Source organism: Paenibacillus konkukensis, from assembly GCF_023523925.1.
In the GTDB taxonomy this organism is placed as follows: domain Bacteria; phylum Bacillota; class Bacilli; order Paenibacillales; family NBRC-103111; genus Paenibacillus_S; species Paenibacillus_S doosanensis.
On the sequence record NZ_CP027059.1, the window covers coordinates 7,685,424 to 7,703,019 of the forward strand.

At 49.8% G+C, this 17,596-nt stretch carries 18 protein-coding genes, 3 tRNA genes and 1 rRNA gene; 14 read left to right on the forward strand and 8 right to left on the reverse strand.

What is annotated here, in order from left to right; all coding sequences use genetic code 11:
- Positions 1 to 228 precede the first annotated feature (228 nt).
- From SK3146_RS33645 to SK3146_RS33655, 3 genes are all read left to right on the forward strand, one after another.
- Positions 229 to 3,151 (forward strand): 23S ribosomal RNA (locus tag SK3146_RS33645).
- Positions 3,152 to 3,303: 152 nt separating this feature from the next.
- Positions 3,304 to 3,389: transfer RNA gene (locus SK3146_RS33650), tRNA-Leu, on the forward strand.
- A gap of 156 nt (positions 3,390 to 3,545) precedes the next feature.
- Positions 3,546 to 3,630 (forward strand) — tRNA-Leu (locus SK3146_RS33655).
- A 531-nt stretch (positions 3,631 to 4,161) separates the two neighbouring features.
- Here the strand turns inward: SK3146_RS33655 and SK3146_RS33660 are convergent.
- The 3 genes from SK3146_RS33660 to SK3146_RS33670 form a co-directional block, all read right to left on the reverse strand.
- A complete protein-coding gene (locus SK3146_RS33660) occupies positions 4,162 to 4,563 on the reverse strand; it encodes a hypothetical protein (RefSeq protein ID WP_249862893.1) in 402 nt (133 codons plus the stop codon).
- An 80-nt stretch (positions 4,564 to 4,643) separates the two neighbouring features.
- The gene (locus tag SK3146_RS33665; RefSeq protein ID WP_249862894.1) at positions 4,644 to 5,549 is read right to left on the reverse strand and encodes a M56 family metallopeptidase; all 906 of its coding nucleotides are present in this window, start codon (positions 5,547 to 5,549) and stop codon (positions 4,644 to 4,646) included.
- Positions 5,550 to 5,560: 11 nt separating this feature from the next.
- Positions 5,561 to 5,920, reverse strand: coding sequence for a BlaI/MecI/CopY family transcriptional regulator (locus tag SK3146_RS33670; RefSeq protein WP_249862895.1), 360 nt, complete (start codon positions 5,918 to 5,920; stop codon positions 5,561 to 5,563).
- Positions 5,921 to 6,555: 635 nt separating this feature from the next.
- On the opposite strand from SK3146_RS33670, the gene SK3146_RS33675 reads away from it, so the two are divergent.
- From SK3146_RS33675 to SK3146_RS33685, 3 genes are all read left to right on the forward strand, one after another.
- On the forward strand, positions 6,556 to 6,783 hold the full coding sequence (locus tag SK3146_RS33675) for a hypothetical protein (protein WP_249862896.1): 228 nt from the start codon (positions 6,556 to 6,558) through the stop codon (positions 6,781 to 6,783).
- A 53-nt stretch (positions 6,784 to 6,836) separates the two neighbouring features.
- Positions 6,837 to 7,664: a helix-turn-helix transcriptional regulator gene (locus SK3146_RS33680; RefSeq protein ID WP_249862897.1), complete on the forward strand. Its 828-nt coding sequence runs from the start codon at positions 6,837 to 6,839 to the stop codon at positions 7,662 to 7,664.
- 136 nt (positions 7,665 to 7,800) lie between these two features.
- Positions 7,801 to 8,196 (forward strand): VOC family protein, encoded by a 396-nt coding sequence (locus SK3146_RS33685; RefSeq protein WP_249862898.1) that lies wholly within the window; start codon positions 7,801 to 7,803, stop codon positions 8,194 to 8,196.
- A 214-nt stretch (positions 8,197 to 8,410) separates the two neighbouring features.
- Here SK3146_RS33685 and SK3146_RS33690 read toward each other — a convergent pair whose 3' ends face one another.
- A complete protein-coding gene (locus SK3146_RS33690; RefSeq protein WP_249862899.1) occupies positions 8,411 to 9,451 on the reverse strand; it encodes a sensor histidine kinase in 1,041 nt (346 codons plus the stop codon).
- Positions 9,448 to 10,149 (reverse strand): response regulator transcription factor, encoded by a 702-nt coding sequence (locus tag SK3146_RS33695; RefSeq protein ID WP_249862900.1) that lies wholly within the window; start codon positions 10,147 to 10,149, stop codon positions 9,448 to 9,450. The genes SK3146_RS33690 and SK3146_RS33695 overlap by 4 nt, the downstream gene beginning before the upstream one ends.
- Before the next feature lie 225 nt (positions 10,150 to 10,374).
- Between SK3146_RS33695 and SK3146_RS33700 the strand changes: the two genes are divergently transcribed.
- The 8 genes from SK3146_RS33700 to SK3146_RS33730 all read left to right on the forward strand — a co-directional run bounded on the left by SK3146_RS33700 (position 10,375) and on the right by SK3146_RS33730 (position 16,561).
- The gene (locus SK3146_RS33700; protein WP_024982794.1) at positions 10,375 to 11,676 is read left to right on the forward strand and encodes an IS1380 family transposase; all 1,302 of its coding nucleotides are present in this window, start codon (positions 10,375 to 10,377) and stop codon (positions 11,674 to 11,676) included.
- A gap of 253 nt (positions 11,677 to 11,929) precedes the next feature.
- Entirely contained in the window at positions 11,930 to 13,042 is a 1,113-nt protein-coding gene (locus SK3146_RS33705; RefSeq protein WP_249862901.1) for a tetratricopeptide repeat-containing glycosyltransferase family 2 protein, read from the forward strand.
- Positions 13,029 to 13,889, forward strand: coding sequence for a glycosyltransferase family 2 protein (locus tag SK3146_RS35205; protein WP_349655176.1), 861 nt, complete (start codon positions 13,029 to 13,031; stop codon positions 13,887 to 13,889). The genes SK3146_RS33705 and SK3146_RS35205 overlap by 14 nt, the downstream gene beginning before the upstream one ends.
- A 14-nt stretch (positions 13,890 to 13,903) precedes the next feature.
- Complete coding sequence (locus SK3146_RS35210) at positions 13,904 to 14,590, forward strand: glycosyltransferase (protein ID WP_349655177.1); 687 nt, start codon at positions 13,904 to 13,906, stop codon at positions 14,588 to 14,590.
- Positions 14,591 to 14,615: 25 nt separating this feature from the next.
- Complete coding sequence (locus tag SK3146_RS33715; protein WP_249862902.1) at positions 14,616 to 15,482, forward strand: hypothetical protein; 867 nt, start codon at positions 14,616 to 14,618, stop codon at positions 15,480 to 15,482.
- Between the two features lie 4 nt (positions 15,483 to 15,486).
- A complete protein-coding gene (locus SK3146_RS33720) occupies positions 15,487 to 16,233 on the forward strand; it encodes a class I SAM-dependent methyltransferase (protein WP_249862903.1) in 747 nt (248 codons plus the stop codon).
- Positions 16,234 to 16,311: 78 nt separating this feature from the next.
- Complete coding sequence (locus SK3146_RS33725) at positions 16,312 to 16,473, forward strand: hypothetical protein (RefSeq protein ID WP_249862904.1); 162 nt, start codon at positions 16,312 to 16,314, stop codon at positions 16,471 to 16,473.
- 14 nt (positions 16,474 to 16,487) lie between these two features.
- Positions 16,488 to 16,561, forward strand: a tRNA-Arg gene (locus tag SK3146_RS33730).
- 85 nt (positions 16,562 to 16,646) lie between these two features.
- Here SK3146_RS33730 and SK3146_RS33735 read toward each other — a convergent pair.
- From SK3146_RS33735 to SK3146_RS33745, 3 genes are all read right to left on the reverse strand, one after another.
- On the reverse strand, positions 16,647 to 16,826 hold the full coding sequence (locus SK3146_RS33735) for a hypothetical protein (protein ID WP_249862905.1): 180 nt from the start codon (positions 16,824 to 16,826) through the stop codon (positions 16,647 to 16,649).
- A 58-nt stretch (positions 16,827 to 16,884) separates the two neighbouring features.
- Entirely contained in the window at positions 16,885 to 17,061 is a 177-nt protein-coding gene (locus tag SK3146_RS33740; RefSeq protein WP_249862906.1) for a DUF4025 domain-containing protein, read from the reverse strand.
- Positions 17,062 to 17,141: 80 nt separating this feature from the next.
- Positions 17,142 to 17,447, reverse strand: coding sequence for a hypothetical protein (locus SK3146_RS33745; RefSeq protein ID WP_249862907.1), 306 nt, complete (start codon positions 17,445 to 17,447; stop codon positions 17,142 to 17,144).
- Between the last annotated feature and the right edge of the window lie 149 nt (positions 17,448 to 17,596).

Below are 17,596 nucleotides of genomic sequence, written 5' to 3' on the forward strand. Positions count from 1 at the left end.
TGCACAATAGTTGATAACGGACATCGACGAACTCGATGTAACAGTTGCAACGCCACTCACTCGTTGGTCAGTTTTGAGAGGACAAAGACGCCCCGAAAGGGAAGTCGATGTGTATCTCAAATAACACTGACAACTGACATCGAGAACTTGATGTAACAGTTGCAGATTGTTCCTTGAAAACTAGATAACGAAACGAAATGCGTAGAGCAATACAACGTGTATTAGCATGGTTAAGCTAATAAGAGCACACGGAGGATGCCTAGGCGCTAGGAGCCGAAGAAGGACGTGGCGAACGACGAAATCGCCTCGGGGAGCCGTAAGCAGGCTTTGATCCGGGGATGTCCGAATGGGGGAACCCAGCTGAGGTAATTCTCAGTTACTCACATCTGAATACATAGGGTGTGCAGAGGCATACGAGGGGAACTGAAACATCTAAGTACCCTCAGGAGAAGAAAACAAGAGTGATTCCGTCAGTAGCGGCGAGCGAAAGCGGAACAGCCCAAACCAGAGGGCTTGCTCTCTGGGGTTGTGGGACGTCAACATAGGTGCAGCAGGGTAGACGAAGCGGTCTGGAAAGGCCGGCCATAGAAGGTAAAAGCCCTGTAGTTGAAATTCTGCGAACACCTTAGACGGATCCCGAGTACCGCGAGACACGTGAAACCTCGTGGGAAGCAGGCAGGACCATCTGCCAAGGCTAAATACTCCCTAGCGACCGATAGTGAAGCAGTACCGTGAGGGAAAGGTGAAAAGAACCGCGGGAGCGGAGTGAAATAGAACCTGAAACCGTGTGCTTACAAGAAGTCAGAGCCCGTTAACGGGTGATGGCGTGCCTTTTGTAGAATGAACCGGCGAGTTACGTTCCCGTGCAAGGTTAAGGTGAAGAGCCGAAGCCGCAGCGAAAGCGAGTCTGAATAGGGCGACGAAGTACGTGGGCGTAGACCCGAAACCGTGTGATCTACCCCTGCCCAGGGTGAAGGTGCGGTAACACGCACTGGAGGCCCGAACCCACGAATGTTGAAAAATTCGGGGATGAGGTGGGGGTAGCGGAGAAATTCCAATCGAACTCGGAGATAGCTGGTTCTCCCCGAAATAGCTTTAGGGCTAGCCTCGGGAGATGAGTAGTGGAGGTAAAGCACTGATTGGGTGCGGGGCCCGCCAAGGGTTACCAAGTCCAGTCAAACTCTGAATGCCACATACTTTATCCCGGGAGTCAGACAGTGAGTGCTAAGATCCATTGTCAAGAGGGAAACAGCCCAGACCATCAGCTAAGGTCCCCCAGTGTGTGTTAAGTGGGAAAGGATGTGGAGTTGCGCAGACAACCAGGATGTTGGCTTAGAAGCAGCCACCATTGAAAGAGTGCGTAATAGCTCACTGGTCGAGTGACTCTGCGCCGAAAATGTAACGGGGCTAAACACACCACCGAAGCTATGGATTGTAGATTTTATCTACTCTGGTAGGGGAGCGTTGTGTACAGGTTGAAGGTGTACCGTAAGGAGCGCTGGACAGTACACAAGTGAGAATGCCGGTATGAGTAACGAAAAGATCAGTGAGAATCTGATCCGCCGAAAGCCTAAGGGTTCCTGAGGAAGGCTCGTCCGCTCAGGGTAAGTCGGGACCTAAGGCGAGGCCGAAAGGCGTAGTCGAAGGACAACAGGTTGAAATTCCTGTACCACCGTGAACCGTTATGAGCAATGGGGTGACGCAGAAGGATAGTGACGCGGGCTGATGGATGCCCGTCCAAGCAGAGAGGCTGATGTGTAGGCAAATCCGCACATCGATAAGGCTGGTCTGTGATGGGGAGTGAAAATAACAGTAGCGAAGGTCATGAGTTCAGGCTGCCAAGAAAAGCCTCTAGCCAGGGAGAAGGTGCCCGTACCGCAAACCGACACAGGTAGGCGAGCAGAGCATGCTAAGGCGCGCGGAAGAACTCTCGTTAAGGAACTCGGCAAAATGACCCCGTAACTTCGGGAGAAGGGGTGCCTCGGTAGGGTGAATAGCCCGAGGGGGCCGCAGTGAAAAGGCCCAAGCGACTGTTTAGCAAAAACACAGGTCTGTGCGAAGCCGCAAGGCGAAGTATACGGGCTGACGCCTGCCCGGTGCTGGAAGGTTAAGGGGAGTGGTTAGGGGTAACCCGAAGCTATGAACCGAAGCCCCAGTAAACGGCGGCCGTAACTATAACGGTCCTAAGGTAGCGAAATTCCTTGTCAGGTAAATTCTGACCCGCACGAATGGCGTAACGACTTGGGCGCTGTCTCAACGAGAGATCCGGTGAAATTTTAATACCTGTGAAGATGCAGGTTACCCGCGACAAGACGGAAAGACCCCATGGAGCTTTACTGCAGCTTGATATTGGACTTTGGTACGATCTGTACAGGATAGGTGGGAGCCTGAGAAGCATGAGCGCCAGCTTGTGTGGAGGCGACGTTGGGATACCACCCTGATCGTATCGGAGTTCTAACCTGGTACCGTAGATCCGGTATGGGGACAGTGTCAGGTGGGCAGTTTGACTGGGGCGGTCGCCTCCTAAAGCGTAACGGAGGCGCCCCAAGGTTCCCTCAGAATGGTTGGAAATCATTCGAAGAGTGCAAAGGCAGAAGGGAGCTTGACTGCGAGACAAACAGGTCGAGCAGGGACGAAAGTCGGGCTTAGTGATCCGGTGGTACCGAATGGAAGGGCCATCGCTCAACGGATAAAAGCTACCCTGGGGATAACAGGCTTATCTCCCCCAAGAGTCCACATCGACGGGGAGGTTTGGCACCTCGATGTCGGCTCATCGCATCCTGGGGCTGAAGTAGGTCCCAAGGGTTGGGCTGTTCGCCCATTAAAGCGGTACGCGAGCTGGGTTCAGAACGTCGTGAGACAGTTCGGTCCCTATCTGTCGTGGGCGTAGGAAATTTGAGAGGAGCTGTCCTTAGTACGAGAGGACCGGGATGGACGTACCGCTGGTGTACCAGTTGTTCCGCCAGGAGCATGGCTGGATAGCTACGTACGGACGGGATAAGCGCTGAAAGCATCTAAGCGTGAAGCCCCCCTCAAGATGAGATTTCCCAGTAAGTAAGACCCCTTGAAGACGACGAGGTAGATAGGTTCGGGGTGGAAGCACGGTAACGTGTGGAGCTGACGAATACTAATCGGTCGAGGGCTTAACCAAATTCCCAAGAAAGTGAAGAGAAGCTTCGAAGCTGATTCCAAATACTTTCTCGGGGCCCGGAAACAAACCGGGAAGAACAAATAATCATTGCTCAACAACGCGCACAAGTTTCGTATCTAGTTTTCAAGGCGCAAGCCTTGAAATGAATATATGCGGTTGTGGTGGAATGGCAGACACGCTATCTTGAGGGGGTAGTGGGCGTACGCTCGTGGAGGTTCGAGTCCTCTCAACCGCACCATTTATGTAACTACGGCTGATCGACAAATATACATTGTTTAGATACTTGTGTAAAAGTCGAAAAAGTTAGGTTATACGATTTTACCGAAGTTTTAGTTCTCAGTTCTCCCCTGTAGTTTCTTATGCTTTTCGAAGTACTGACTGAGGAGAAAGATTTGCGGTCGTGGCGGAATTGGCAGACGCGCACGGTTCAGGTCCGTGTGGGCTAACCCCCCGTGGAGGTTCGAGTCCTCTCGACCGCATCACCTTAACAATGAACAAGCTCTTGAATTCGTCCTTGCGACGATTCAGGAGCTTTTTGCATTCCTAGGATTTGGAATGTGTTACTTATGACTTGAGCTGACGAAATCTTTGAGCAATTGTTTTCCTCTATTCGCCGCTTAATTCCGGATAACGATATTATGAACACTTTACGGCGCGTTGGATTGGACAAGCAGGGCGTACTGGAAATACGAGCGTTGCTTGAACATTTTGTAATCCGCCTTTGTAATTCATCCTTCATTTGAATCGTGGACAACTATTATAACGATCCAGAGCTTGTAATTTTATGAAAGCTGGTTTTAAGTCAATTGATAAAACTGCCTCTGAGGGCAGTTTTATCGGTTTTTGAGGTTTGCTGAAACGATGGAATATAATTTTCTATAGGGGGAGGTCAGTATGCAACAACGGAAGGGTTACTTTTTGTCTCTCTACTCTCACCTGTTGTCCATTTCTGATTATCACATTTTTATACTTTAAAACTGACGGTTTTGCTTTTCCATCAATGAAACAGATTATTTGTTTCTCCAATATTCCAGATTGGTCATCATACGTTCAAATTCTACTGGATGATTTTCTTCCATCGCACTTGCGTATTCTTGATAAACAGCAGCAATAATCTGTCCGCGCGCATCATGACTTGACTCTTTTAAAATAATTGACAATGCTGGAACAAACTCAAAAGATTCATACATTAGAAGAATCCGAATATCCTCCTCCGTATTTCCAACCAAAACATGTGTTTTGGCATAGTCGTATAGGCTGGTGCTTTGAGCATTCGTGATAGCCGCAGCAAGGATACTTGAAATATTATCCGGTTCCGATCCGGTAAGTTCAAAATGAGATAAAATCTTATCTATATATAGGTTTGCGTACTTTATCGCATTATCATCTTTACTAGCATCTGCCATAATCATTTGGTTATTATTTCCCTTTTCATCGGTATGATCTGCCGCCGTTGCAAATATAAGTGCAACAACGGATACAAGAACAACAGCTAAATAGGAGAAAATACGTGGCGTTTTTTAATTTTCATAATCGACACAATCCTCTCTTCAATAGCGTTTTTACTGAAATTGTTTACAAGCGGAGTAAAACGGTTTTTCTGTTCTTCCAGCCCAATCAATGTCAGAGCATAGGCTGATTTTACATTTCTCCCAAAAGCCCTTACAACAGCTTCATCACAGGACAATTCGATATCCCTATTCGCAAGTACATACATCAGCCACACAAAAGGGTTGAACCAATGAACGCATAAAGCGATTGCCATTACTAACTTTTTCAACGTATCAAATCGCCGGATATGCACAAATTCATGGGTCAGGATATAGCGCAGTCGGGTTTCGTCTGTCCAATCCATTTGTTTAGGCAGAAGTACAACCGGTCGGAATATACCATAGGTCAGGGGGGCAAAAATTGTATCCGATTGCCGTATTTGAACACCTCTCCATATTGGATGTTCCTGTTGCCAGAGTTTCACAAAGGCATTGTCGATAGGAAGCGCCGTCTTGTACTCCTTGCGGCAACGCAGGTGTGTTACAAGGAAAAACAGAGTGCAGACCGCTAAACCAATGAGCCAGATTATTATTAAAGGAGATACATTTGCACGCGCCGCTTCCGGCAAGGTTGCAGCAGTTTCTGTTATAGCCGTATGGTTTGGCACAGCAGGTATTCCTGCCAACGGTAAATCGGTTCCGGAAGCTCTGCCTTCCAGCAGCATATTTACAACCGAATAAATGCTGAACCGTGACGAAACCTCAAAGGGAATCAGCAGGCGGCATAACGCTACGCTCCACAAAACAAGAAAGGCTCTTTTCGGCAGTTTGTGCAATAGCAGCGCACGGATGATTATAATAGCTAGAATAAGTATAGCAGCCGAAAAACTCATGTTTAGCAAACTCATAAGCAGCCCCCTTATTCCAAGCTATTGACGAGCCGCTTTAGTCTTTCGATTTCTTCCGGGGGTAGGTTTTTGCGTCCCAAAATAGAAGCCACAAGCTGGTCGGCGGCGCCGTCGTACATTTTGTTAATGAGTTCCGTTGTTTCAAGCTCTCTAGCCTGATCAATCGTGACAAGGGGATGGCATACGAAATTAGGTTCAATACGTTCAATCGCCCCTTTGGCAATGCACCTTTTGATTAGCGTGTAAGTCGTCGTTTTGTTCCAACCTACTTGCTCTTTTAAGATTTCTGCTATCCGCTTTGCAGTGGTATCCCCATTCTTCCAGAGAACATCCATTATCTTTAGTTCTGAATCAAATAACTTGATTTGCATGGTTAAGCTCCTTTACAATAGCATTTTACTACAGTAGAATGATTGTGAGTTCATTTTACTCCAGTAGAACAAACTAGTCAACATGGGGGAAGTGTCAAATAGCCCCCACTATGCGGCGGGAGCGAGCACGAAGAATTGGGTTAAGTCTTTTTCATCCGGCAATCGGCTGGAAGTGCATCGGACCAAGATAGAAATGATTCGAGTGGGTCGGCGTCAAGCGGATAGATGAACTGAGGCAGCTCCTCGAAAGGTACTGCAAGTTTAGAAGAGGTGAGGACGAGAGGGGACTCATCAGGGCTGAAATGAACGCTTTGGCCAGTAGGCCATAGTAGCTTGGGACAGCCCCTTTCAGACTGATAGCTTCTTTTTAACATTGATTTATCAGTAGGTACGAAAGTTGAGTTAGTTTATAACAACTAGAAATTGAATTAAAGAGGTACGTCAGATTCCCGTACACTAACTTTTCCACTTACTATACCATTATCTGTATTATAATCTAAATAAAAAGCATGTCCACTTGCGTGAGTATCATTAATAGTCAAATTGCTATTTGCATTAACAGTAAATGTTCCGATATTTTGTTTGCTACCAGATAATCGTATCCAGATTGCTGGGACCAAGAATTTCCACCATTATTGAGATTAGCATTATCTAACGTTAAAAAATATTCGGGGGTAGTTCACTGGGCCACGATCGCCGGACAGTGTATAAGGAGGCAATTCGTCGTTCGCGGTTTCCGCATGGCCGGCGGCGGACGAGCGGCTCTGTTCGCCTGCGGAATCCGCAGGCGCGGCATTGGTATCGAATACGGCCGTGGCGCCGATTACAACGACCAGCGCGAGCAGGCTTCCGGCTTCAACTAATGAAGCGTGATATATACAATCCCACCCGGCACAATGAGGAGGCTTCGACCACGATGGTCTATCGAACATACAAGCCGTCACCGCCGCTAACCTATTTCGTCCAAAACATCTGGTACTTCGCGGGCTACCGTCCGCTCGAGCCGACGGAACTGCGCATGCCTGACGGTACGGCATCCATCACCTTCCAACTAAACGGGAAGGTAGTACGGCTTGCGGACCGTGAAGCTGGCGGGGCTCTGCGCTCTTTCGGACGAGCGGTTGCGGGCGGCTCGCGATCGGAATATTTTAGGATGGATACCGGGAACGAATCGACCATGCTCGGCATTCAGTTCCAGCCCTCAGGCGCCTTGCCCTTCCTGAAGTATCCGGGGCAAGAGCTGCACAATACGCTGTTGCCGCTTGCCGATCTATGGGGCAGCGATGCGGCGGAGTTGCTGGATCGGCTGCTGGAAGCTGAGACGCCGGAGTGCATGTTCGCCGTCACGGAGCAGTTCTTGTTGAATCATCTTAATGGCTCGATGGAACGCCACCCGTCGATCGAATTCTTCCTTAGGCAGGCGGATAGCGCCGCGATCAACTCAGTTGCCGAAATTGTCGGTCAGATCGGAATGAGCCAGCGACGATTCATCGAGCTGTTCAAAATAAATTGCGGCATGACACCGAAAGCTTTCCTGCGCGTTCGCCGCTTTCAGGATGCGCTTAGATTAGCCGCTTCTCCCGGATTTCAGGGGAATTGGACGGAGGTCGCCATAGCATGCGGATATTTCGACCAGTCCCATTTTAATCATGATTTTCGCGCTTTCTCCGGGATAACCCCGGGTGAGTACCGGACCCTCCGGGGACCCTTCCGCAACCATGTGCCGATTCGGGAAGGCGGGTAAAATTTTTACAATCGATCTTGCCTCCGTATTGGTATTATGAAGGGGAACGATCCGATGACGGGGCGAGAAAAGCTGCGGATGGAGCTCCTGAGCCCGCCTTCGCTCCCCGACTTCGGACGGAATGGAGGGAAAGAGAATGAAATTGACGAATGACGGTTTTCCATCGGTACGGCCTTATTGCATTGTGGAGGGGGGAGAGCATTTTATCGCCTTCCTTGTCCGTTCTTTCGATGCGGAGGAGATGAAACGGCACCTGACGCCGTCCGGTGACAAGATCATGCATGCAGAGATTCGGATCGGGGACTCACTAATAGCAGCATCAGATGCCAGCGAGGCATGTCAGCAGGCCCCGAATACGATTCATTTGTATGTGCGGGACACGGACGACTGTTACCGTCGCGCGCTCGAAGCGGGTGCGCGTTCTCTGAATCCGCCTGCGGACAAGGAGTACGGGGAACGAAGCGCTGGGATCGTCGACCCGTTCGGGAATACATGGTTTCTGGCTACGCCGCTTGGGCCGCGCAGTGAGTAAGCGAAGATAAGACAACCCCACAAAGAGGGGCCGTTGCTTCAAGTGGCAGGCATCCGCCTCGCTGCATTCCTGTAAAAGCAGCTACACAAAAAAAGGCTGGACGAAAAATCTTGTGTTTTCTCGCCCAACCTTTTTATTTTGGGGACTTATTGGACAGCCCTTTTATTAGTGAATTGGCGCGGTAGACCTAAAGTCGAAGAGAATAATTCCCGTTCTAAACTATAGGCAGCGTAAAGCTGAAAGTTGTTACGATATTCGGAGTGCTTTCTACCCATATTGTACCGCCATGATTTTCAATTGTTTTTTTGCATATGGCAAGCCCAAGTCCTGCGCCGCCATAATGGCGAGAGCGTGATTTCTCGGCGCGGTAAAATTGCTCAAATACATACGGCAAATCCTCCGGCGATAAGCCGGAACCGTTATCTGACACCGATACGGTCAAATATCGATCATCGGCGTTTGCCAGAACGGTAATTGCTCCGTTTTCCCCGACATAACGTTTGGCATTTGCAATCAGGTTATCAAACACTTGAGATAGACTGTTTTCAGATGCAAGAATCTCAACCTTTGGGAATGGACGAACAATTTCAAACCGTATTTGGCAGTCGGTAAATTCTACCTCGTAGGGTCTAAGGATCGCTTCGAGCAATTCTTCCGAGTTTCGTCTGCATAAATTTTGGATGCCACCGCTCAGCTCGAGCCTGGAATATTGAAAGAGATTTTCAATCTGGTTATCCAGGCATTCGGTTTTGTTCTTAATGACAGCGATATACCGGCTGAATTTTTCCCGGTCACGGACAATACCGTCTTCGAGGCCCTCGACATAGCCGCGAATCGAAGAAAGTGGCGTGCGCAAATCGTGAGATATACTGGCAATGAGCTCTTTACGGGAATGTTCAAGAGCGGCTTGCCTTCTCAGGGATTCTTTAAGCTGCACTCGCATTTGCTCGAACGCCTGACAATACCTACCCATTTCATTGTTTTTCTTGTATTGGATTTCATAATCCAGGTCACCGGACATGATTTTTTCCGTTGCTTGATGAAGCTCTTCCAGAGGCTTGAGAACGCTGCGTATGATAATGCTGGAAACAATCGAGGTACAGGCAATAAGCAAGACACTCTGAGCGACGATGAGCGCTAACGCGTTTTCCACCCCGCCGCTTTTACTGCTCCCTTCAGCCAAGAACACAAGTACAGGGATAACGACCGTTGCTTCAAAAGCAAGAACCAGTTTCGTACGAATCCCAAATCTCATTTTTTACCTCCGTCAAACCGATAACCGACACCCCAAACGGTTTTAATATATTGCGGGTTTGAAAGGTTGATTTCAATTTTTTCGCGTATTTTCTTGATGTGTACCGTTACCGTGTTCAAGTCGCCAATATGGTTGAATCCCCAGACGTTCTCAATGATTTGCTCTCTGGTAAGCACCTGACCGGGATGCAAAGCCAAGAGACGTAATATTTCGAACTCTTTCGCCGTAAATTCAATGGGCTTGCCGTTCATGGCGACCGTGTAGCCTTTCAGGTCAATCTCCATCTTATTGAATCGCAGCAGTTCTTTCGGCGTTTCCGCGGACGAGAGCATATGGTAACGCCGAAGCTGTGCCTTGACCCGCGCGACAACCTCTCCGGGACTGAATGGCTTTACGATATAATCGTCGGCCCCCAGTCCCAAGCCTACAATCTTATCAACATCCGCTTTTTTGGCGCTCAGCATAATGATGGGAACATTGGATTCGGAGCGGATGGTCCGGCAGACCTCCATACCGTCAAGTACAGGGAGCATGATGTCCAATACCACCAGATTCGGCTGGTGGGTTCGGAACATTTCTACTGCTTCCTTACCGTTCGTGCTGATCATAACGCTGTACCGTTCTTCTTCCAAATAATCCTTAATGAGTTCTGCAAGCTCCACTTCATCATCGACCACCATAATTTTCATGTCTACCATAAATCGACTCCTTCCCGGGAACCTTATGTTAACAGATCTTTTTTGCGAAAAATTAGAATGCTCCCTGTATAAAATATCGTGATATAGGCGGCAATCACCGCAACATTAATTATAACCCTGAATTTCGAAAGTACTGCGCATTAAAAACATAAAAAGGGCTCCAAATCTTTGGTAGAATGGTGTTTGTCCAGGACAACATCACCCAAAGAGAGGAGCACCTTTTAGGTGAAGTCTACCACACCGGTCAGCAAAATCAAGAGCGAATTTTCGCTGCAGAACGCCACGAGTTTCGGCGGCGTCAAAATCTTTTTGGCCTATCTCGAAAAAATCAAGCTCGCCGAGGCCATGCAGCGCCTTTCCGGCGGCAAAGCGCACAACGCCATTTTTCCTGTTCATCGCATCCTGCTCTATCTAATGGTTGGCTGGATGCTGGGCTGCGGGCGTATTTTTCATTTCCGCAAGTTACAGCACGATGTGTTGCTTTGTCGTTTTCTGGGAGGCCGTCTGCCGCATCACAGTTTGCTGTACAAGGAGCTCGCGCGTCTGGGCAGATCCTGCCCGCAGCTCCCGACGGAACTGCGCAAGCTGAATATGGAAATCATTCATCTCTGCTTGCCGTCCAAGCCAATCCTTGATCTGGACTCCTCGGTGGAGACGGTATACGGGGAGCAGGCCGGCGCGGCCAAAGGCACCAATCCGCATAAGCCCGGACGAAACAGCTACCATCCGTTGCTGGCTTTTGAAGGGCAAACCCACTTGAATCTGAATGCGAGGCTTCGCCCCGGCAACACGCATTCTTCAACCGACGCAATCGACTTTTTGCAGCAAACCTTCGCACTGCTCGGCGAGCGCCAAGTGGCGTACGCCCGGTTCGACAAAGGCTTTGGCGGCGAGGATTTCTACCAACTGTGGGAAGGCCGCAAGATCGGTTACGTCGGCAAAATGAAATGGACCAAACGCCTCGCAAGCGACGTGGCGGCTTGTCGCTACTGGACGCGCTATGTCGACGAGGACTGGATCATCGAGGGCATCACTTTGATTTACAAAGCTACGTCCTGGAAAAAGCCCCGTCGCGTAGCGGTCATTCGTAAGACGCAAGTCTGCGAAGACGGTCAAGGCCGCATCGTATTCGACGAGGACTGGCAGTATGAAGCGATTGTAACCAACCTGGAGTGGGAACCAATTGACCTATGGCGCTTTTACAACCAGCGTTGCTGCATGGAAAATTACATCAAAGAGGCGAAAGACGGTTTTTCCATGGACCGGATCGCGACCAGTGATTTTGAAGCGAATGAAGTCGATCTGCTGATCAAGTTGCTGGCCTACAATTTGTTCGAACGCTTTAAGCGCGATTGTTGCGAACCGATGCATCAGGGTTATACGATTGCAAGATTCCGACTGGAGTTCTTTCATTGCGCGGCGACGCTTGTTCGGCATAGTCGCGCGGTCGTGCTCAAGCTGATCAAGGATTTCGACGGTCGTCATGCATGGAAACGAATCGAAGCCAAAGTGGTTCAATTGGAGTGACGGCTTCCAACATTTCACATGGAAAACAACAATGCCCCTTTCTGGGGAGGGGGGAGTTATCCCCATGTGGATATTGGTTTCAAAATTTCGCTGGTCCCACTCCCACTTATTCACAGTTGTTGATCCGCTCCTGGATGATCGCCACCGCATTCTTATGCGCTTTCGAAATTCAGGTTTAAATTCTAAACTGTTTTTTTTGAATATATTTGAATATATATGTAGAAACGGACTTCGGAAGGTTAGGAGGGATCGTGTGATTACGGTCAGCCTTTGCATGATCGTCAAAAATGAGGAGGATGTCATCGGGCGCTGCTTATCCTCCGTCGCCTCGGCTGTGGACGAAATCATCATTGTCGACACGGGGTCTACTGATCGCACGAAGGAGATCGCCGGTTCCTTTGTGCAGCGCATCTACGATTTTGAGTGGATTGATGATTTCGCAGCCGCGCGAAATTATGCGTTTGGCTTGGCGACAAAAGATTACATTTTATGGCTGGATGCGGACGATGTGATCCAGAGAGATCAGCTTGCCGCATTCGTATCGCTGAAGGAAACGCTTGATCCGTCTGTCGATTCCGTCACTATGGCGTATCACCTTGCTTTTGACGAATTCGGCAACGTGACCTCGAGCGTCCGGCGCAACCGACTTGTGAAGAGAAGCAACAACTTTCGGTGGATCGGCGCGGTTCACGAGTACTTGGAAGTATGGGGACAAATTTACAACAGCGATATTGCCGTCACCCATAGCAGCCTTCGCCACGACAGCGATCGCAACATAAATATTTACGAGCGCAGATTGGCCGCAGGGGAGCAGTTCTCTCCGCGCGATTTGTATTACTATGCCAACGAGCTTCTTGACCACAGCAAGCCGGAGATGGCGACTCGCTATTACGAGCAGTTTCTCGCCACAGGAAAAGGGTGGATCGAGGACAACATCTCCGCTTGCGGCAAATTGGCGGACTGCTATCATCAGCTCGGAAATGAGCAGCTGGAATTCGAATCCGCATTACGCTCTTTTCGATATGACCGCCCGCGTCCTGAATTTTGCTGTCGGCTGGGCTACCACTTTTTGAACAAACAAGAATTTCAAACCGCGATCTTCTGGTATAACCTGGCCACATTGTTCGAACCGTCGGAGCAGCAGATGGGTTTTCGTAACGAGGCATGCTCAACCTGGCTTCCTCATTTGCAGCTGTGCTTGTGTTACGATCGAATCGGCGAATACAAGCTGGCTTATCTGCATAACGAGCGGGCGCGCCGCTACCGGCCCAAAGACCGGAGCATACTGCATAACAAATCGTATTTGGAAGGCGTACTGAAAAACAGCGAATCGATAGGCCGAGGAGAAGCATATGACGGAAAGTAAAAAAAAGGTGTTGGTCGGCAGTCCGATTCATCAGAAGCCGGCGATTTTGCACGAATTTTTAAGTTCGCTGCTTCGTCTTAAGCAGGAAAACGTCGAGCTCTCTTATCTTTTCGTCGACGATAACGAAGACCCGCAATCAACGGAGCTTCTTCACCGGTTTGTCGAGGATGCCAAGCGGGTGTTCATCATTTATTCGGACCAGAGAAACAATTATGAGTGCAACGAAACGACGCATGTATGGCACGACACTTTAATATGGAAGGTTGCCGAATTTAAAAACGCAATGATTGAGCATGCAGTGAATCTCCAGTACGATTACTTATTTTTGATCGATTCCGATTTGGTTTTGCACCCGGATACGATCGAACATTTGGCAGCAGCGGGGAAAGATATCGTCTCGGAAATTTTCTGGACCCGGTGGCAGCCAGGCGCTTCCATGCAGCCTCAAGTATGGCTTCATGACGAATATAAGCTGTGGGAATATCGGCCGGGAGAGTATCTGAGCAGCGAGGACATCGCCGCGCGTACGGCTGCATTTATCGCCAAGCTAAGGATTCCGGGGATCTATGAGGTGGGCGGCTTGGGCGCTTGCACGTTAATCAGCCGGCATGCCCTGTTGTCCGGTGTCCATTTCAAGCCGATTAAAAACCTCTCCTTCTGGGGGAGGACCGGCACTTTTGCATTCGGGCAGCGGCTCTCGGATTTTCGTTATTCGTCGACACGCATTATCCTGCGCTGCATTTGTATAGGGATTCCGATTTGGAACGAGTGGAAGCGTTCAAGAGGGAAGCTGGGATTGCAGCCGGCGACCGTAATCCGCTTCCCGCCTTCCTGGGTACGGAGGTGAGGCGGACGCAGAAATTGACATTATCCATGGTCGTTAAAAATGAAGCGGACCGGTTTCTGAAAGAGGCGTTGTCGGAGCATCGGAAATATATCGACGAGGCGGTAATTATCGATGACGGCAGTACGGACGGTACGGCCGAGCTTTGTCTCGAAATGCTGCATGGAATCCCTGTAAAGCTCATCCGGAATGAGCAATCCAAATTCAGCAATGAGATCGAATTGCGCAAGCAGCAATGGGAGGAGACGCTGGCAACGAATCCGGATTGGATTCTGAATCTGGACGCGGACGAAATATTCGAGCGAAAATTTGCCGACAGCGTCCGCCGGTTGATCGAGGACTCCGGTACCGATTTGTTTTGCTTTCGGCTGTATGATTTCTGGAATGCGACGCATTACCGGGAAGACCATTTATGGCGGTCGCACTTTTTTTACCGTCCGTTCTTGCTTCGTTACCGGAGCGACAGAACGTACACGTGGAAGGAAACGCAGCAGCACTGCGGCAGATTTCCGGAGAACATCTTTGCACTCCCTCATCGTTTATCCGACTTGCGGTTGAAGCATCTGGGCTGGTCCGAATCCAGTCACCGGCGGGAAAAGTATGAACGGTACTTGAAGCTCGATCCCGATGCCAAGTTCGGGTGGAAAGAACAGTACATGTCGATTCTGGATGAAAATCCGAATTTGATCGAGTGGATGGAATAATCGGGTCCTTGGGAGGGTGCAAACGTTGTCTTTGAACATCATTCATACGATGCCGCTGCTGATCCGCAGCGACGATGCGCTCGGTTACGATGTTGCGATGCTGCGCCGTGCGGCCGAAAGCTTGCGGGCGTCCGACGATCACACGCTTGTCGTATATAATCAGGGCGGCTTAAGCAATGCGCAGCTGTCCGGGCTGTTCGGCGCATTCGGCTTGGCTCCCGTTATACTGGGCGACGGCGCCAATGTCGGGATCGCGCAAGCGAGGCAGAGCTGTTTCCGCTACGTTTGGGATCGATTTAAGGAAGTGCCCTATATTTCTGAAATTCATGTCGATATGGCATTTCCTAGAAATTGGCATGTGCCGCTCATCGCATATTTGGAATCTTCCGACGATCCCTTAGTTTGTCCGGGCATACTGACGTCCGGCGGCGAGCTGCAGCCTCTCGGCCTGTACGGCACGGTGCCGCAACAGACGGACGAATTGATCGCGTATTTGGAGAGCTTATCGAGGAACGAGATCAGAGAAGGCTTCGTGCATCCCGTCGTTCACAAGTCCGCCGCTCTGCGCGAAGTGGGCGGGTACGACACCCGGTTTATGAAAGGGAAGCAGGGGTATGAGGACGACAGCTTGCTCGTCGGCTACTCCTTTTATATGGGAACGCGGAATCGGTGGAAGCCGAAATGCTGCTTGCATTCATGGGTGTATCACGCCACGATGGCGCAAAGAATGTCGCTGCCTGACAGACATGCGGATTTTACGTTAAATGAAACAGGCTTATTTCAAAAGTACGGCGCTTACGGGCTGGAGCAGCTGTCGGCGCTTTATCCGAACTCGAAGGTATTCGAGCAGCTGCTGCAAAAATTCGTGCCGCAGGGCAACGGACGGGAGTGAAAGGATGTCTGACCAGCAGAAGAAAGTGTGGGACGGGATTTGGTCGGGGAATGTTTCGTATTCGTGGGACCCGCTCAGTCAATCCATATATGAAACGATGCGGGAGCTGGCCGGCGATTTCCGCGACAAGGATATACTGGAGGCGGGCTCGGGAAGCGGCAAAATTTCGCTGCGTCTGGCCGGAGAGGGAGCGCGCGTGACATTGGTCGATTACTCGGAAAAAGCTCTCGCCAACAGCAGGGCCGCGTTTCGCAGTGCAGGCTGCGAAGGGAGCTTCGTGTTGTCGGACATCCGATGCATGGAGGTGTCCGGGCAGAGCAACGATCTTACCTGGAATGCGGGGGTGCTGGAGCATTTTACTTCGGATGAGAAGGTAGCCATTCTGCGCGAAATGGCCAGGGTGACCCGGCCCGGAGGCATGGTCGTTACGCTAACTCCTTATGCCAAATGTTTGCCGTATCGCGCCGGCAAAGCGTATGGCGAGCGTCAAGGGACGTGGATGTACGGTATCGAGGAGCCGGTGCTGACCGTCGAAGACGAATTCCGGAGGAGCGGCATCGAATGGATCGGAGAAACGAATATCGGATTTCTCAATAGTTTGGACTTTCTGGATTATATACCGGAGGCGCAGCCGGTCAAGCAAGCGATACGGCAATGGTATGAGACGCTGCCGGCAGAAGAACAGCGGCTGTTTCCGGGATATTTGCTCGTCAGCGCAGGGAAGGTACGGGCTTTTGGCGGTACAGCGTGATCCAATTGCAAGCACGGATATGAACAAGACGGCCAATCATTGCTTGCTTTCAAGGAGAGGCGTCTCTCTTCCGCATGAGTGAAACTGGCCAGCGGATTTATTCCAGGCGATATGTCGGCATATCGCCTGAACCTGCCTAAAGCCCGATTTTCGGTACGCGCTATGGGCCATTCCGGTTTCCCAATGTTGGACGACGAACGCGTACCGGCCTTGACAACCATTTCTTATATGTTACAATAAGCAAATGAACTTATGTGCCCTTAGCTCAGCTGGATAGAGCGTTTGACTACGAATCAAAAGGCCGGGAGTTCGAATCTCTCAGGGCACGTCAAAAAAACTGATTTCGCATCATGCGAAATCAGTTTTTTTCTTTTTCAGCCTCTCGCAAGCTCCAGGCTTGCCGGGGCAATGATTTATTCGCTCAAATCAGACTCGTTTTCGTTAACAGCAGAGGAGGTAGCATTTGCATTCTCTGCGTTGTTTTGCAGCAGGGAAGATAATTGTTCTACTTGCTGCTGCTGTTCAGCATCCTCAGCGCTAGCTTTGGCGGCGTTCAGACCGTGCTGAACCGCGTCGTTTTGATTCTCAGCCATTCGAAATCACCTCCTCGTTCATCTGCATACTAGTATGTCACGATCGAGGAGGAGGTATTCATTGGTTCTCATTTCGCTTAGCTTCGCCGGATTCGCTGCCGGAGACATCCATCGTGCCGTTCTCAAGCTGCACGACACCGTCGCTGGTTCCCGCCGCATACACATCGTTTAATTGTTCTTTGGTGACCGATTGCCCTTGCTTAGCGGTCGAGCGTTGAGACGATTGGGGAGACATAAATGGAATCGCCGCCTTCGATTAAATTGTAGTTACGTTCGTTAATGTCTCTCTCGCTCAAACACTTTATGCGAATTTACTCAAATTTGAGTTCCGGGAAAATGCGAAGCCGCGCCGATTCCGAAAATCAGGAAGATGAGAAGGAAAAATATAATGTAGAGGACGATGACGATAACGGCAAGGAGCAAGGAGGCTCTGGCGTAATTTTTTTTGTTGGGATTGGTATGATCTCCGAAGGCCCATACGAACAGCATAATGATGTTTACGATGGGAATGGCGCATAAGATGAAGGTCAAGATCCAATGCTTCACAGAGACTACAGGCGCTTGCGCCGACGCAGGGGGGACATAACTTCCTTGGGTCGGATTAGTCAGTTCAGAGTTCAATACAATCACTCCTTTGGATAATAAAATTATACCTGCCATAGTTTGACAGATGTTGTAACTTTATAAAAATAGTTAGGAGGAAAAGCACATTATTTGAAGAAGATAATGTAGTAATATAGTAAAATAACCGGATAAAAGAGGTACATGCC

Bases quoted from the DNA above. Each gene is read 5' to 3' on its own strand.
- SK3146_RS33720 (WP_249862903.1), top strand. From the start codon at position 15,487: ATGTCTGACCAGCAGAAGAAAGTGTGGGACGGGATTTGGTCGGGGAAT.
- SK3146_RS33690 (WP_249862899.1), bottom strand. From the start codon at position 9,451: ATGAGATTTGGGATTCGTACGAAACTGGTTCTTGCTTTTGAAGCAACG.
- SK3146_RS33660 (WP_249862893.1), bottom strand. From the start codon at position 4,563: ATGATTATGGCAGATGCTAGTAAAGATGATAATGCGATAAAGTACGCA.
- SK3146_RS33695 (WP_249862900.1), bottom strand. From the start codon at position 10,149: ATGGTAGACATGAAAATTATGGTGGTCGATGATGAAGTGGAGCTTGCA.
- SK3146_RS33665 (WP_249862894.1), bottom strand. From the start codon at position 5,549: ATGAGTTTGCTAAACATGAGTTTTTCGGCTGCTATACTTATTCTAGCT.
- SK3146_RS33670 (WP_249862895.1), bottom strand. From the start codon at position 5,920: ATGCAAATCAAGTTATTTGATTCAGAACTAAAGATAATGGATGTTCTC.
- SK3146_RS33680 (WP_249862897.1), top strand. From the start codon at position 6,837: ATGGTCTATCGAACATACAAGCCGTCACCGCCGCTAACCTATTTCGTC.
- SK3146_RS33740 (WP_249862906.1), bottom strand. From the start codon at position 17,061: ATGTCTCCCCAATCGTCTCAACGCTCGACCGCTAAGCAAGGGCAATCG.
- SK3146_RS33735 (WP_249862905.1), bottom strand. From the start codon at position 16,826: ATGGCTGAGAATCAAAACGACGCGGTTCAGCACGGTCTGAACGCCGCC.
- SK3146_RS35205 (WP_349655176.1), top strand. From the start codon at position 13,029: ATGACGGAAAGTAAAAAAAAGGTGTTGGTCGGCAGTCCGATTCATCAG.
- SK3146_RS33685 (WP_249862898.1), top strand. From the start codon at position 7,801: ATGAAATTGACGAATGACGGTTTTCCATCGGTACGGCCTTATTGCATT.